Genomic DNA, 15,056 nt, shown 5'->3' with positions numbered 1-15,056 from the left:
CTCAGTCGCGATGCGGGCGGGGCTCGTGGGCGGGGTCGGGGGCGGGAAGTCCGTAGAGGCGGCGGGCGTTGTCGCCGGCTGCCCACGCCGCGATCCGCAGCGCGTCCGGCAGGCTCAGTTCGTCGGCGTCCACCCGGTCCTGGAGCAGTCCGCCCAGGCCGCGACGGAACGCCAGCGCGCCGAGCTGGTAGAACTCCGCCAGACCATACGCGTCGGAGCTGTACAGCAGCTTGCGGAACGGAGTGATCTCCATCGCCTCCGCCAGGATCGCCCGGGACCGCGCGGGGCCGACGTGGTGCAGGGTGAGGCCCACGTCGAGATACACCTCCTCGAAGACAGCCGCCAGATAGGCGGCCTGGCGCTGGTAGGGCCAGCAGTGCAGGAGCAGCACGGGAATCGTGCCCTTGATCAGGTGCAGCCAGTCCGTCAGGTGCGTCGGATTCACGCGGTGCAGCCGGATCTCGTTGTCGCCGAACCCGGTGTGGAGTTGGAGGGGGCGCCCCAGGTCGACCGCCGTCCACAGCAGATGGCGTACCAGGACCGGGTCGGCCAGCCGGCCGCCGTTCTCCAGCCACTGCCGGGCCGCCGCGCTGACCAGGGCGTCCGAGGGGCGCGCCGGGTCCAGGTCGAAGCCGGTCCGGTAGGCGGCCACCGACTTCACGGCCACCACGCCCGGACGCCGTACGGCCTCCTCGGCGGCCGTACGGAAGGCGGTGGCGTAGGCGTCCGGTTCCACTCCCTGTGCCGCCACCGCCTCGGCGACCGCCTCCAGCCGTACGACCTCGTACGCGGTCGCGTCGGCGGTCTCCGCCAGCTCCCTGGGCGTGGTGAGTGGCTGCGGGGTGTAGCCCGTGTCGACGCAGAACACCTCCGTTCCGGCGGCGGCCAGCAGCCGTCGGTCCACCTCGCGCCGGCCAAGCTCCGCACGCCGGGCCAGATACGCGTCGGCGGGCGCGTGCCGCGGCAGATCCAGCAGGGGTGCGCAGTGGCGGCGTACGGCCACGCCGGCCGGGGTGTCGAAGGAGGAGATGGCGGGCCAGGGCTCACCCTCGGTGAGCAGGGACTCGAAGCCGTCCCGGTCCAGGTCGGCGGTGACGATCCCGTGGCAGTGGTGGTCCACCAGCGGCAGCGCCGCGAGCGCCTCGTGGACCGGCCCTGTGGCGCCCACGTCAGTACTTCCAGCGGTACGCCGCCGCGACCTGGTCGTCGTCCAGCCCGGCGACGGCATCGACCTCGCCCCGCCGTACGGCGGTCACGGCGTCGGCGAGGACCGGGCCCAGCGCGGCCCGCAGCGGCTCGTCCGTACGGAACTCCTCCACAGCCTCCGCGAGCGACGTCGGCAGCCTGCGGACACCTCGGGCCGCCGCGTCCTGAGCGCCCAGATGTGCCGGATCGCCGGTGATCTCCTGCGGCAGCCGCGCGCCGGACGTCAGTCCGTGCAGCCCGGCGGCGATCAGGCAGCCGAGGGCGAGGTACGGGTTGGCGGCCAGGTCCACCGGCTTGACCTCCAGGTTGGCCGCCTCGGCGCGATGGCCTGCCATGCCGGTGACGACACGCAGCCCGGCCTCCCGTGTCTCCCGGCCCCACGCGGTGAACACCCCGGCCCACTGCGAGGGCCTGAGCCGCAGATGGCTCGCCGGGCTCGGCGCGGTCACGGCCGTGAGGGCGGGGAGGTGGGTGAGGATGCCGGCCGCGAAGGACTCGGCCTCGGGCCGCATGCCGTGGCGGCGGTCACCGCCCGCATGCAGATTGACCCCCTCGCGCCAGGCGGAGAGGTGGACATGGCCGCCGTTGCCGACGCCCTGTCCGAGGACCGCCGGGGCGAAGGACACCGCGAGCCCGTGGCGCCGCGCCACCGCCCGGATGGTCTGCCGCACCAGCACACTGCGGTCGGCCGCCGCCACTGGATCGAGCGCGGCCACCGACAGCTCGAACTGCCCCGCCGCGTACTCCGGATGGAACTGGTCGACCTCCACGCCCTGCCGCGCGAGCGCCGCCAGCAGATCGGCGGCGCAGTCGCCCAACTCGACCTGGCGGGCGGCGCTGTATGCCGGCCCTGAGACCGCCGGCACGAACTCACCCTCGGGACCGGGGGGTTGAGCGACAGCCCACTCGATCTCGATGCTCGCCTTGAAGATGACGTCGTGCTGCTCGGCGGCCTCCAGGACCGTCCGTCGCAGGAACGTACGGCTGCACGCGGGATGCCGCTCGCCCTCCTGGGTGATCCGGTCGACCGGCGCCCAGGCCCAGCCGGGCTGCGCGGACAACTCCACCAGCAGGTCGAGGTCGGGGTAGAGGCGCAGGTCGCCGTCCGGGGAGCCGAGGACGTCCGTGGTGACGATGGAGTCGCCCGCCAGGAAGGTGTCGAACACCGGAGACATCCCGACGCCCCAGGCCGCCGCGGAGGCGAGCTTCGCCGTCGGGATCGTCTTCACCCGGGCGATGCCCGCCGTGTCGACGTAGGCCAGGACGATCCCGTGCACTCCCCGCCCGGACAGCTCGTCGCTCAGCGCGCCCGCCCGCTCGACGTCACCCGGACGCCCGCCCGGGACGGGATCGGCAAGGGTGGTCATACGGTCTCCTCGACGAGCTCGGCCGGTCCGTTCGGTCCGTTCCGGTCCGTGCCGGTCCGATCCGTTCCGGTCGGCACGTGTGGTGCCTGCTGGGCGTCAGGGTTTCACGGCGACCGCGCCGTACTGCGGCACCGCGGCGGGAGCGTCGGGGGCGCGCCACTGCGAGCAGGACACCATGCCCGGCTCCAGCAGCTCCAGCCCTTCGAAGAAGGCGGCGATGTCCGTGCCGCTGCGGGCCGTGATCGGCGGCGTGGCGTTCTCGTTCCAGAACTTCATCGCCGGGATCTGGCCCTCGCCGCCGAGCTCGGAGTCGAACGTCGGGTGCGTCAGGACCAGATGGCTGCCGGAGGGAACCGCGGCCAGGAGGCGCCGTACGATCTCGCGGGCCTTGTCGTAGTCCAGGACGAAGTTGAGGATACCCAGCATCATCACCGCGACCGGTTGGGTGAAGTCCAGGGTCTGCGAGGCGCGTTCGACGATGGCGTCGGGGTCGTGCACATCGGCGTCGATGTAGGCGGTGACGCCCTCGTGGGTGCCGGTCAGCAGCGTGCGGGCGTGCACGAGCACGATCGGGTCGTTGTCGACGTACACGATCCGTGAGTCGGGGGCGACGCGCTGGGCGATCTCGTGGGTGTTGTCCGCCGTCGGCAGTCCGGTTCCGATGTCCAGGAACTGCCGCACGCCCTGCTCCTCGGCCACGAAACGCACCGCCCGGCCGAGGAAGTCGCGGTCCGCGCGGGCGATGTCCCGGATGATCGGGAACATCCCCGCGACCTGCTCGCCGACCTGCTGGTCGACCTCGTAGTTGTCCTTGCCGCCGATCCAGTAGTTCCACACGCGCGCGTTGTGCGCCACACCGGTGTTCAGCCTCGCCGACCCGCCCGACGGGGTGTGGCCATCACTCACGACTCGTCCTCTCCTCGCACGCACGACCGAAACCGGCCATCGCCGCCATTGTGCCGCTCCGTTGATCACGCTGTCCCGGGAATCGGCAGAGCCGGGAGGGCTGTTGGAGGCGGCAGTTCGGAGTCGGGTCGCAGGAGCGCGGCGGGCGGGTGGGAGGCGCCGGGTGAGTTACTCGATCTCGCTGGGGCTCGCGGCCGGCGACTTCCCGGCCAGGACGTCCTTCAGACGCTGGGTGCCGAGCTTGACCGCCTGCTCCACGGAGTCGGACTCGTTGCCGTCGAGGCCGCCCGCCGTGACGGTGATCGCGTCGTTGCCGACACGTACGGCGGCGACGTCCAGAGTCAGCGTGGCCTGCTCGCCGCCGGTCGTGCCCTGCACCGTCACGCGCAGGCCCTCACGGGCGTCACCCACATTGGGCAGCGAGGTCTCGATGACCTGGACGGTGCGCTCCTCGCCGTTCTCGGTCATCGTGAACTGGTCGCACTCGTTCGGCAGCTTCGCCATCCAGTTCAAGGAGTCCTGCGGGTCGCTGCGGTCGTAGGACGCGACCTGGTACAGCAGCCGCGAATCGTCCTGCGTGAAGCCGCGCAGCGCGTTCGCTCCCGACGGCCTGCCCAGCAGGTCGTCGTCGTAGAGCGAGTCCATGAGCCGCTGGCAGTCGGCGGCGTCGGCCTTGGCGGTCAGGAAGTCCGAGACGTCCACCGTGCCGATGAGCAGGCTGTCGTGCCAGTTCTCGGCCTCGGTGTCCTTGACCTGGGTCCAGTCGTCCTCGATGTCCGCCTCGGTGATCAGCGCGGTCTGTGCCCCGGACTCGGTAAGGGCGGCGCCCCCGGTGGGAGAACCCGTCGTGGTGGGAGAACCCGTCGTGGTGGGAGAGCCGGTCGGCTGCTTCCTGGCGGCGGGGGACGCGGTGACACCGGAGGCCCGCGAGCCGTCTTTGTCGCCGTCGTCCGAGCAGGCGGCGGTGGCCAACAGCGTGCCTGCCGCCAGGGCCGAGGAGAGGACGCGGACGAGTAGGGACGTACGACGGGTCATCGGGGTGCCTCCTGAGAACGTGACGAGTGTCCTCAGCGCACCATCGGAGCCCTCGGCACACCACCGGCACCGGCCCGTTCGAGTGACCGCCCCGGGAGCGCACCGAGGCCTCCCTTGGGCCATTGCAGTACCGCGCATGCTCCGCTCACTGTTCAATGAGAGCGAACAGTCCTGCCCTGTGAGAGGAGCCCCCATGCCCCCCGCCGCCGTCCCGCCGGTAGGCACCCGCATCCGGCAGGCCCGCCTGGCGCGGGGGACGAGCCTGCGGGCGCTCGCCCGGGAGGTCGGGGTGTCGGCGAGCCTGATCTCGCAGATCGAGAACGGCAAGAGCCAGCCGTCGGTCAGCACCCTCTACGCCATCACCACGGCCCTCGGTATCTCCATCGAAGCCCTCTTCGAGGCGGGCGAGGTGACAACGGCCTCCCCGGCGGTGGCGGCCCCCGGCACCGTCCTGCACGCCCTCGCCGCCTTCGCCGCCGACCCCGGCCGCCGGATCGGCCCGCTGGTCACGCCGGACGAGCGGGAGGTGCTGGAACTGGACTCGGGCGTCGTGTGGGAGCGTCTCGGCCATGTTCCCGGCAGCGATGTCGACTTCCTGCTCGTGACGTACCGTCCCGGCGGGGCCTCCTCCAGCTCCGGTGGCCTGATGCGCCACACCGGCACCGAATACGGCTGCCTGACCTCGGGTGAACTGATCCTCACCCTCGGTTTCGACGAGTACACGCTGCGTCCCGGCGACGCCGTCTGCTTCGAGTCGACGACCCCGCACCGCTACCGCAATGATGGGGACGTACCGGCTACGGGCATCTGGTTCGTGTCCAGTGTTGTTCAGTGACACTTGACACTCACCGCGTACAGTCGTTGACTCCCAAGCGGGGGTGGTCGCCATGGCGATCCGCACTTTCGGACCCAATGCCGTTGACTGGGAAGAGCGCGTCGACCTCGACCGGCTGCGCAAACAGCGGCTGGCCCGCCTGCGCGAGACCCTGAACCGCTCCGATCTCGGCGCGGTGCTCAGCTTCGACTTCGCCAACATCCGCTACATGACGGCCACGCACATCGGCACCTGGGCGATGGACAAGCTGATCCGCTTCGCCCTGCTGGTGCGCGGCGGCGAGCCGATCGTCTGGGACTTCGGCTCCGCGGCCCGGCACCACCAGCTCTACAACCCGTGGCTCGACTACAGCGACGGCAAGGAAGGCAGCCCGCCCACCGGCGCCCGCGCCGGCATCTCCACACTGCGCGGCGCCTTCCACCCGCACGCCGGGATCGCAGCGGACGTCGCCGCGAAGATCGCCACCGAGCTGCGCGCCCACGGTCTGGCCGACGAGCCGCTCGGCATCGACGTCGTCGAGATGCCGGTCCTCACGGCCCTGCGCGCCGAGGGCATCGAGGTCGTCGACGGACAGCAGGTCTTCCTGGAGGCCCGCCGCATCAAGACACCGGACGAGATCGCCCTGCTCACCCAGGCCTGCGCGATGGTCGACGCCGCGTACGAGGAGCTGTACGGCTACTTGCGTCCCGGCGTGCGCGAGAACGAGTGCGTCGGGGTGGTGAGCAAGGTGCTGTACGACCTCGGCAGCGAGTACGTCGAGGGCGTCAACGCGATCTCCGGCGAGCGCTGCTCACCCCACCCGCACGTCTACAGCGACCGCCTGATCCGTCCCGGCGACCCCGCTTTCTTCGACATCCTGCACAGCCACCTCGGCTACCGCACCTGCTACTACCGCACCTTCGCCGTCGGCAGCGCCTCCCGCGCCCAGCGCGACGCCTATGTGCGCTGCCGTGAGTACATGGACCAGGCCATCGACCTCGTCCGCCCGGGCGCCACCACCGCCGACATCGTGCAGGTCTGGCCGCGCGCCGAGGAGTTCGGCTTCGCCGACGAGACCGCCGCGTTCGCCCTCCAGTACGGCCACGGCGTCGGACTGTCGATCTGGGAGAAGCCGATCTTCAGCCGGCTGGTGTCCCTGGACCACCCCGAGGTCCTCGAGGAGGGCATGGTGTTCGCGCTGGAGACCTACTGGCCCGCCGCCGACGGCTGGTCCGCCGCCCGCATCGAGGAGGAAGTGGTCGTCACCGCCGACGGCTGCGAGGTCATCACCAAGTTCCCGGCGGAGGAACTGCTGGTGGCGGGCCGCAAGTACTGGACGGTCGGCGGCGAGCTGAACACCCGGCGCGAGTCGCAGTCCCACCTCAACACGTCACGCGACTCCTCCCGCAGCACATCCCGTGACGACGGGGCGCGCTGATGGAACCGGCCGAACTCCTCGCCGCCTACGAGCGGATGACCGTCATCCGCCGCACGGAGAAGGCCGCCCACGACCTCTTCCTCCAGGGCCTGGTCAAGGGCACCACCCACCTCGCCGCCGGGCACGAGGCCATCGCCGTCGGCGCGAGCGCCGCCCTGCGCCCCGACGACTACGTCTTCGCCACCTACCGCGGACACCATCACGCGCTGGCACGCGGCGCCACACCCGAGGAGTGCCTCGCCGAACTCATGAGCCGGGCCACGGGGTTGTGCGGGGCCAAGGGCGGTTCCATGCACCTCACCAAGGCGTCCACGGGCATGCTGGGCTCGTACGCCATCGTCGGCTCCCACCTCCCGATGGCGGCCGGTGCCGCCTGGTCGGCCCGGCTGCGCGGCACCGATCAGATCGCGGTCGCCTTCTTCGGCGACGGCGCCACCAACATCGGCGCCTTCCACGAGGCACTCAACCTGGCCGCCGTATGGAAGCTGCCGGTGCTGTTCGTCTGCGAGAACAACCTCTACATGGAGTACACGCCGATCGCCGACGTGACGGCGGTGCCCCGGCCCGCCGCCGACCGGGCGCCCGCGTACGGCATCCCGGGCGAGGTGGTGGACGGCAATGACGTCCTCGCGGTCGAGGAGGCGGTGGCCCGGTTCGCGGCTCGGGCCCGGGCAGGAGACGGGCCCGCGCTGCTGGAGGCGCTGACCTACCGCCACTTCGGGCACAGCCGCTCCGATCCGGCCACCTACCGTCCGGCCGAGGAGGTCGAACGCTGGCTGAAGCACGACCCGTTGGACCTGGCGCGGGGCCGGCTCGTCGAGATGGGGGTGTCGGAGGCGGTGATCGGCGAGGCGGACGACCGGGCAACCTCCCTCGTCCAGAAGGCCGTCGAGGCCGCGAAGGCGGCGCCCGCGCCCGATCCGGACGAGGCGCTCACCGGCGTATGGACGGACGGAGGCGCGGCGTGGCGGACGTGATCAGTTATCGGGAGGCGGTCGCCGAGGGCATCGCGCGGGAGATGCGGCGCGATCCGTCCGTCGTGTGCCTGGGCGAGGACATCGGTGCGGCGGGCGGGGTGTTCAAGACGACCGTCGGGCTGTTCAAGGAGTTCGGACCCGAGCGGGTGTGGGACACACCGATCTCCGAACAGGCCATCGTGGGGGCCGCCATGGGCGCCGCGATGACCGGGATGCGGCCCGTCGCCGAGATCATGTTCTCCGACTTCCTGGCCTGTTGCTGGGACTACCTCGCCAACGAGATCCCCAAGGTGCGGTACATGACGGGCGGCCAGGTCACCGTCCCGCTCGTGGTGCGCACCGCCAACGGCGGCGGGCTCGGCTTCGGCGCGCAGCACTCCCAGGCCACCGAGAACTGGGCGCTCACCGTGCCCGGTCTGAAGATCGCCGCACCGGCGACCCCCGCCGACGTGATCGGCATGATGGCGGCCGCGATCCGCAGCGACGACCCGGTCGTCTTCTTCGAGCACAAGGCGCTGCTCGCCGCCAAGGGCGCGCCCGCGCCGCCGGACCACGTCGTCGAGCTGGGCCGCGCCGCAGTCGTCCGCGAGGGCGCCGACGTCACCCTCGTCGCCCTCGCCTCGATGGTGCCGCTCGCACTCAAGGCCGCCGACCTGCTGTCCGGCGAGGGCATCGAGGCGGAGGTCATCGACCTGCGCTGTCTGGTGCCGCTGGACATGAGCACCGTGCTCGCGTCGCTCGGGCGGACTTCGCGGCTCGTCACCGTCGAGGAGAACCCGTATCAGGGCGGCTGGGGCGCGACGGTCGTCTCCGTCGTCGCGGACGAGGGGTTCGGCCTGCTGGACGCGCCGGTGAGGCGAGTGGCGGGGGAGTGCGTCCCGCTGCCGTTCGCCGACGCGCTGGAGGAGCGGGTGATCCCCACCGTCGACAAGGTCGTCACGGCCGTGAGGACCCTCACCGCCTATTGAACGTCCCGTCCGAAACACCGCATGGGAGGAAGAGCGATGCCCGATCGGATACTCCTGCGAGCCGGTCACGTGCTGTCGATGGACCCCGCTGTCGGGGACCTCCCACAGGGGGACGTCCTCATCGAGGACGGGAAGATCACGGCGGTGGAACCGGACATCAGCGCTGACGCGGAAGTGCTCGACATGTCCGGCCGTATCGTGATCCCCGGCTTCGTCGACACCCACCGTCACACCTGGGAGGCGTCGATCCGCAATGTCGCCCCCGACTCCACCCTGGACGACTACTTCGTCGACATCCTCGACTCCTTCGCACCGCTCTACACCCCCGAGGACGTGTACGCGGCCAACCTCGCGGGATCGCTGGAGTGCCTCAACGCCGGCATCACGACTCTCGTCGACTGGTCCCACATCAACAACACACCCGCGCATCCGGACGCCGCGATCCAGGCGCTCACGGAGACCGGCATCCGTGCGCAGTACGCGTACGGCAGCGCCAACACCTCAATCGCCGACTACTGGTTCGACAGCAAGATCGCGATCCCGGGCGACGACGTACGACGCATCCGCAGCGCCTACTTCTCCTCCGACGACGGTCTGCTGACCATGGGACTGGCCACCCGCGGCCCCGGATTCTGCACCAACGACGTCGTCACCGCCGAGTGGGCCCTCGCCCGCGAGCTGGGCATCCCGATCACCGTGCACGTGGCGATGGGCCGCCTGGCGGGCCGTTTCGGCATGATCAAGCAGCTCCAGGGCCTGGGGCTGCTCGGCCCCGACACCACCTATGTGCACTGCTGCTACTTCAGCGAGGAGGAGTGGCAGCTGGTCGCCGACAGCGGCGGCACGGTGTCGATCGCGCCGCAGGTCGAGGAGCAGATGGGGCACGGCTGGCCGCCCGTGATGAAGGCCATCGAGTACGGACTGCGGCCCTCTCTCAGCATCGACGTCGTCACCACCGCGCCCGGCGACATGTTCACCCAGATCCGCGCGGCCTTCGGTGCCGAGCGCGCCCGCGTCAACGCCGACTGCTGGAAGGCCAACCTGCCCGTCCCCGAAACGATGTTGACGGCACGTCAGATGCTGGAGATCGCGACACGCAACGGCGCCCACGTCGCGGGCGTCGAGGACCGCACCGGCTCCCTGACCCCCGGCAAGCGCGCCGACGTCGTCGCGATCGACGCCACCGCGCTGAACGTCGCCCCGGTGCACGACGCGGCTGCCGCGGTGACGCTGTCGGCGGACGTCTCCAACGTCGACACGGTCATCGTCGACGGCGTGATCCACAAGCGCGCCGGCCGGCTCGTGGCCGACGTCGACCGGGCCCGCCGACTGGTCCAGGAGTCCCGCGACCGGCTCCTGGCCGCGAAGGAGGAGAAGAGCGCCGCATGACCCGACACCTGGTGCGCCGGGCCGCCGACGTCCCGGTGCCGCCCTACGACGAACTCGGCCACCGACGGCGGGAGTTGGTCGGCGAGGGTGACGGCAGCGTGCACACCGGCTTCGGCCTGTGCGAGATACGGCCCGACGGCCGGGTCGGCGCACATGTGCACTCGTACGAGGAGAGCTTCCATGTGCTCGACGGGGCAGTGATCCTCGATACGCCCGACGGGTCGTACCTCCTGGCAGAGGGCGACTACGGCCTCCTCCCGACCGGCGTCCCGCACGCCTGGCGCGGCGCCGGGGACACCGCCGGACGCTGGGCCGACATGCTCGCACCGGTGCCGCGGGCCCGCTACGGCCACGACACCCAGGCGGTCCCCGCGCTGCCGGACCGCGACCCCGCACACATCGACGTCCGCGACCCGCGCACCCGGTCCTTCGGCCACTTCGAGCCCGCACAGATGGACCCCGGCAAGCAGGCCCAGGACCTGCTCGCGGTGTCGGCGAGCATGCGCACCGCCTTGCTCGTGTACAGCGGGATCACCGTGAAGATGATGGTCGACAGCGATCTCGGCGCGGTCGCCTCGACCATGTTCATGGTGCAGTACGCCCCGGACGGGGCGACCGGCACGCACGACCACCCCTTCGAGGAGACGTACCTGTTTCTGGAGGGGGTCGCGCACGCCACCTTCGACGGCGAGCGGTACCGGCTCGGGCCCGGCGACCTCGCGTGGGCGGGCGCCGGTTGTGTGCACGGGTTCGCCAACGCGGGGGAGGGGCCGCTGCGTTGGCTGGAGACGCAGGCGCCGCAGCCGCCGCCGCGGCACTCCTACCGCTTCACGCGTGACTGGGAGTATCTGAGGGAGGCGCTGGGGTCATGAGCAGTGTGCTCGTCGTGGGCGGTACCTCCGGGATCGGCCGCGAGTTCGCCCGCTCCCGCGCTGAGCGGGGTGACGAGGTGGTCCTCACCGGTCGCGACGCCCATCGCGCCGACACGGTGGCCAAGGACATCGGCGCTGCTCAGGGCCTCGCCCTGGATCTGTCGCAGCCCCGGGAGATCGCCGCCGCACTGGCCGGCGTCGGGCGTCTGGACCACCTGGTGATCGCGGGCGTCTCCCGGGACGACAACCGGGTCACCGAGTACGACATCGACGCCGCCGTGCGCCTCGTCACGCTCAAGCTCGTCGGCTACACCGAGGTCGTGCACGCCCTGCGCCCACGGCTGCACGACGACAGCGCGATCGTGCTGTTCGGCGGACAGGCCAAGGAGCGCCCGTACGTCGGCGCGACGACGGTGGCGACCGTCAACGCGGGCGTGGGCGGCCTGGTGAACACCCTCGCCGTCGAGTTGGCGCCGGTACGGGTCAACGCCGTGCATCCCGGGGTCGTGGGGGACAGCCCGTACTGGCTGGCCAAGCCCGGGGAGGTGCTGGCGGGGCTGCGCGCCAGAACGCCCACGGCGCGGCTCGCCACGATGGCGGACGTCGTGGATGCGGTGGACTTCCTGCTGCGCAACCGGTCGGTCAACGCGGTCGAACTCGCGGTGGACGGAGGGTGGTTGCTCGGGTGAGCGGCTTCGAGCCGGGGGCTGGGTCGGGGCTTCCTGTCGTCAGGGCTTCAGGCCGACCGCGCCGTACAGCGACACGGGGATTTCGTTCGCCCCGAGCTCGCCCGCGCCCGGCCGCCAGTCCGACAGGGAGACGATCCCCGGCTCCAGCAGCTCAAGTCCCTTGAAGAGGCGGCCCATTTCGGCGTGCGAACGCGCCACGAGCGTCACCCCGCTCGCGTTGTAGGCCTCGATGCCCCGGCGGACGTTCTCCGGTTCGAAGTCCGCCGTCATCGCCGACAGCACCAGACAGCTGCCCGGTGCCAGCGCGCCGACCAGTGTGTCCACGAGCCGGTGGGCGCCGTCGTCGTCCGCGATGAAGTGCAGCAGCGCGATCAGGGACAGGGCGACGGGCCGGTCGAGGTCGAGGACGGAGGCGGCCTGTTCGAGAATCCGCTCCGGCTCGCGCGCGTCGGCCTGCACATAGTCGGTCGCACCCTCGGGAGTGCCGCGCAGCAGGGCCTGCGCGTGAGCGAGCACGATCGGGTCGTTGTCGACGTACACCACCCGTGCGTCCGGCACGACGGACTGGGCGATCTGGTGCAGGTTGGGCTCGGTCGGGATGCCGGAGCCGATGTCGAGGAACTGCCGGATTCCCGTCTCCTCGACGACCGCACGGGTGGCCCGCTGCATGAACCGGCGGTTGGCCCGCGCGTGCCGCGGAGCGTCGCCCTGCATCGCGGTGATCCGGCGCCCGAGCTCCTCGTCGACCGGGTAGTTGTCCTTGCCGCCGAGGAACCAGTCGTACACCCGGGCCGGGTGCGGTCTGCTCGTGTCGATACGAGATACGGCCGACTGGGTCCCCGACTCGGTTCCCGATTCGGTCCCCGTCACGTAGGCCTCCTGTGCTCGACAACGTGTGCTGCGAGCAGTCTTCCACGATCATGCGGCCCGGCGGAGACTGTCTTCGGCCACCTCCTTGTCGAGCGAGGCCCGTACCAACGCGGCGGCGAGCACGGCCGGTTCGGTGTTTCCGGCCAGGCCGGCCACTCGTTCCGGGTCCTTGGGCAGACCGAGCCGCTCGGCGCCCGAGAGCGCCTTGGCGTCGAGGTAGGGCGCCACTTCCGGCCAGACCCGCTGGGCCTCGCGCAGGAAGATGTCGGCGCCGGCCGGGCCCATGCCGGGGAACTCCCGCAGCAGGCTGCGCAGTTCGGCGACATCACCGTCCGCCTCCTTGCGCAGCCGCCGCAGGTCGCCGCCCCACCGGTCGTTCAACAGCTCGGCGCCTTCGCCGAGTTGGGTGGCCGTGCGCTCGTCGTAGCGCCGGTAGCCGCCCCGGCCCAGCGCGTCGACCCGCTCCTGCCAGTCCGCGCCGGCCATCCGGCGCGGATCGCGCAGCCCCGCGTCATACAGGGCGCGGGCGGTGTCGACGGCGATCGAGCCGCGGATGCGGGCGCTGAGCAGGTGTGCGAGAACCAGCAGCCGGTACAGCGGCTGCGGGGTGTTCCGCAGCGGGATGCCGGCCTCCTCGGCGAACGTCCGCCCGTGCGCGCGGACGAGTTCCCGTACGACCCGCTTGTCGTTGCTCATGGCCTCAGCGGGTCGTGTCCGATGGTCATCAGCTGATGCCGACGGCGGGTCTGTTCGGGCTCGGGCTCATTCTCGATGTCCGCCTCTTCGGTGACGGTGTCCACGACGTCGTACATGATCTGGACATCGTCGTCCGTGAGGTCCGTGCGACGCTTCTGGAGGATCGCGAGGACGTGCTGCCCGGTCGGCGTGCCCGCCTGGTCCGGCAGCGGCTCGGTCTCCTCGTCCGCGTCACTGACCCGCAGCCAGGTGGCCAGCTCCTGCGAGGTCATGTTCACGACGCGGTGGAACTCCTGCCACAGCACGTCGAGTTCGAGGGCGTCGGTCACGGTGTGCCCCTTCCTTCCGGGTTCGTCTGTGTGCGATGGGCGGATCGCGAGGTCACTCGTCGCGCGGCCAGTTCTCGGCGTCGAACATCCAGCGCTGTTTCTCCAGCTCGCTCGTGATGCCGATCAACAGGTCCTGCGTCACCGGGTCCGGCTCCGCGGTCGCGTCGATTCGGGCGCGCAGCCGCTCTATGGCCGCCCCCAGGGAGTCCACGATGAGCTGGACGACCTCGTTGTCGCGCACCCAGCCCTCCTTGGGGCCGGGCAGCGTGTAGGCCGCGGCGATGGTCTCCGGCCGGCCGTCGGGCGGCAGGCCGAGTGCCGCGGAACGTTCGGCGACCGTGTCGGAGAACGAGCGGGCCACCGAGACGACCTCGTCGAGCTGCAGATGGATCGACCGGAACCGCGGGCCCACGATGCTCCAGTGCACCTGCTTACCGATCAGCGAGAGTCCCAGAAGATCGACGAGAGTGCTCTGCAGGGCCTCCCCGGCGACCCGGCGAGCCGGTTCGGGAAGCGTGCTCTTGACGACAGTCATACCGAGCTCCTCCATTTCTGGCGTGGTCGTGGCCAGTACGGAGCGGTGCGACGCAGGCACGACGCTGGTACCGCCCCATGCGGGCGCGGGTGCCCAGGGCGAACCGGTGCAAAACGCATCGCGTCTCAGCGTGCGAACACAGCGTCCAGGAAGTGGACCAGGTCCGCGAAGACGTCCGCCTTGTTCGTCTCGTTGAACACCTCGTGCCGGGCTTCCGGATAGATGTGCTCGGCATGGAGCGCCTCGCCCCCGCGCAGCTCCTCGATGCCGACGCGGCTGCCGGCGAGCGGGACCAGCCGGTCGTCGGCGCCGTGCAGCCACAGCAGCGGCAGGCCCCCGATGTCGCCGCCCTTGGACACGGTGTCCAGCATCCGCGCGAACGCCTCCACCGTCGGCCGCTTCATCGGGCCGTGCCAGACCAGCGGATCCGCCACGTACGCCGCGCCCACCCCGGGATCGCGGGAGAGCGCGGCCGGGCTGATGGGCGTGTCGGGGATCTCGTCGAGGGCGAGCAGCCGGCGGGGCAGCTCCCAGTCGCCGATCACGGGCCCGGACAGCACCAGGGCGGCGAGCCCGTCCCCGTGGAGCTGGGCGTAGCGGGCCGCGATCAGACCGCCCATGGAGTGCCCGACCATGACGACCGGCACATCCGGATACGCGGCCCGGGCCAGCGTGGCGACCGCGTGCACATCGGCGACCACGTCCTCGAAGTCCTCGATCACGACACGCTCACCCGCCGACCTGCCGTGCCCGACGTGATCGGGCCCGAACACGGCCGCACCGTGCCTGACCAGGACGTCCGCCACCTCGGCGTACCGGCCGGCGTGCTCGCCGTAGCCGTGGATCACGAGGGCGAGGCAGCGGGGCCGGTCGCGGCCCGGCCACTCGCGTACGACGATCGGTCCCCGGCTGCCGTCGAGTACGTGCTCGCGGGCGTCGGCCATGGCTCCTCCGGCTGTGTCGGT

16 protein-coding genes are annotated in these 15,056 nt (G+C 71.2%); 7 read left to right on the top strand and 9 right to left on the bottom strand.

The features are described 5' to 3' along the window. Window position 1: 1 nt before the first annotated feature. From OHT51_RS06230 to OHT51_RS06215, 4 genes are all read right to left on the bottom strand, one after another. On the bottom strand, window positions 2-1,168 hold the full coding sequence (locus OHT51_RS06230; RefSeq protein WP_328877880.1) for an amidohydrolase family protein: 1,167 nt from the start codon (window positions 1,166-1,168) through the stop codon (window positions 2-4). Window position 1,169: 1 nt separating this feature from the next. After that, window positions 1,170-2,573 (bottom strand): glutamine synthetase family protein, encoded by a 1,404-nt coding sequence (locus OHT51_RS06225; protein ID WP_328877879.1) that lies wholly within the window; start codon window positions 2,571-2,573, stop codon window positions 1,170-1,172. Between the two features lie 96 nt (window positions 2,574-2,669). Beyond that, window positions 2,670-3,479 (bottom strand): SAM-dependent methyltransferase, encoded by an 810-nt coding sequence (locus OHT51_RS06220; RefSeq protein ID WP_328877878.1) that lies wholly within the window; start codon window positions 3,477-3,479, stop codon window positions 2,670-2,672. A 168-nt stretch (window positions 3,480-3,647) separates the two neighbouring features. Next, window positions 3,648-4,514, bottom strand: coding sequence for a hypothetical protein (locus OHT51_RS06215; protein ID WP_328877877.1), 867 nt, complete (start codon window positions 4,512-4,514; stop codon window positions 3,648-3,650). A 193-nt stretch (window positions 4,515-4,707) separates the two neighbouring features. Between OHT51_RS06215 and OHT51_RS06210 the strand changes: the two genes are divergently transcribed. From OHT51_RS06210 to OHT51_RS06180, 7 genes are read left to right on the top strand one after another with little or no spacing between them, the layout of a single operon-like run. After that, a complete protein-coding gene (locus tag OHT51_RS06210; RefSeq protein WP_328877876.1) occupies window positions 4,708-5,349 on the top strand; it encodes a helix-turn-helix domain-containing protein in 642 nt (213 codons plus the stop codon). Window positions 5,350-5,401: 52 nt separating this feature from the next. Beyond that, window positions 5,402-6,766 carry a Xaa-Pro peptidase family protein gene (locus OHT51_RS06205; protein ID WP_328877875.1) on the top strand — a complete coding sequence of 455 codons (1,365 nt, stop codon included), beginning with the start codon at window positions 5,402-5,404 and terminating at the stop codon, window positions 6,764-6,766. Continuing rightward, window positions 6,766-7,743, top strand: coding sequence for a thiamine pyrophosphate-dependent dehydrogenase E1 component subunit alpha (locus OHT51_RS06200; RefSeq protein WP_328877874.1), 978 nt, complete (start codon window positions 6,766-6,768; stop codon window positions 7,741-7,743). Before OHT51_RS06205 ends, OHT51_RS06200 begins: the two co-directional genes overlap by 1 nt. Next, window positions 7,731-8,711 (top strand): alpha-ketoacid dehydrogenase subunit beta, encoded by a 981-nt coding sequence (locus OHT51_RS06195; protein WP_328877873.1) that lies wholly within the window; start codon window positions 7,731-7,733, stop codon window positions 8,709-8,711. The genes OHT51_RS06200 and OHT51_RS06195 overlap by 13 nt, the downstream gene beginning before the upstream one ends. A gap of 36 nt (window positions 8,712-8,747) precedes the next feature. Further along, window positions 8,748-10,100 carry an amidohydrolase family protein gene (locus OHT51_RS06190; RefSeq protein WP_328877872.1) on the top strand — a complete coding sequence of 451 codons (1,353 nt, stop codon included), beginning with the start codon at window positions 8,748-8,750 and terminating at the stop codon, window positions 10,098-10,100. Beyond that, window positions 10,097-10,972 (top strand): cupin domain-containing protein, encoded by an 876-nt coding sequence (locus tag OHT51_RS06185; protein ID WP_328877871.1) that lies wholly within the window; start codon window positions 10,097-10,099, stop codon window positions 10,970-10,972. Before OHT51_RS06190 ends, OHT51_RS06185 begins: the two co-directional genes overlap by 4 nt. Further along, window positions 10,969-11,661, top strand: a complete 693-nt coding sequence (locus OHT51_RS06180) for an SDR family oxidoreductase (RefSeq protein WP_328877870.1) — start codon at window positions 10,969-10,971, stop codon at window positions 11,659-11,661. The genes OHT51_RS06185 and OHT51_RS06180 overlap by 4 nt, the downstream gene beginning before the upstream one ends. A 39-nt stretch (window positions 11,662-11,700) precedes the next feature. Here OHT51_RS06180 and OHT51_RS06175 read toward each other — a convergent pair whose 3' ends face one another. From OHT51_RS06175 to OHT51_RS06155, 5 genes are all read right to left on the bottom strand, one after another. Beyond that, window positions 11,701-12,531, bottom strand: coding sequence for an SAM-dependent methyltransferase (locus tag OHT51_RS06175; RefSeq protein WP_328877869.1), 831 nt, complete (start codon window positions 12,529-12,531; stop codon window positions 11,701-11,703). A gap of 48 nt (window positions 12,532-12,579) precedes the next feature. Continuing rightward, window positions 12,580-13,227 (bottom strand): endonuclease, encoded by a 648-nt coding sequence (locus OHT51_RS06170; RefSeq protein WP_328877868.1) that lies wholly within the window; start codon window positions 13,225-13,227, stop codon window positions 12,580-12,582. Next, window positions 13,224-13,556 carry a DUF3140 domain-containing protein gene (locus tag OHT51_RS06165; protein ID WP_328877867.1) on the bottom strand — a complete coding sequence of 111 codons (333 nt, stop codon included), beginning with the start codon at window positions 13,554-13,556 and terminating at the stop codon, window positions 13,224-13,226. The genes OHT51_RS06170 and OHT51_RS06165 overlap by 4 nt, the downstream gene beginning before the upstream one ends. Before the next feature lie 52 nt (window positions 13,557-13,608). Next, window positions 13,609-14,091 carry a Dps family protein gene (locus OHT51_RS06160; protein WP_328877866.1) on the bottom strand — a complete coding sequence of 161 codons (483 nt, stop codon included), beginning with the start codon at window positions 14,089-14,091 and terminating at the stop codon, window positions 13,609-13,611. 125 nt (window positions 14,092-14,216) lie between these two features. Continuing rightward, window positions 14,217-15,035, bottom strand: coding sequence for an alpha/beta hydrolase (locus OHT51_RS06155; protein ID WP_328877865.1), 819 nt, complete (start codon window positions 15,033-15,035; stop codon window positions 14,217-14,219). Between the last annotated feature and the right edge of the window lie 21 nt (window positions 15,036-15,056).

It is taken from the genome of Streptomyces sp. NBC_00299, from assembly GCF_036173045.1.
Classification (GTDB): domain Bacteria; phylum Actinomycetota; class Actinomycetes; order Streptomycetales; family Streptomycetaceae; genus Streptomyces; species Streptomyces machairae.
Note: the sequence above shows the minus strand (reverse complement) of the source record. Positions and strands in the feature narration are given on the sequence as shown.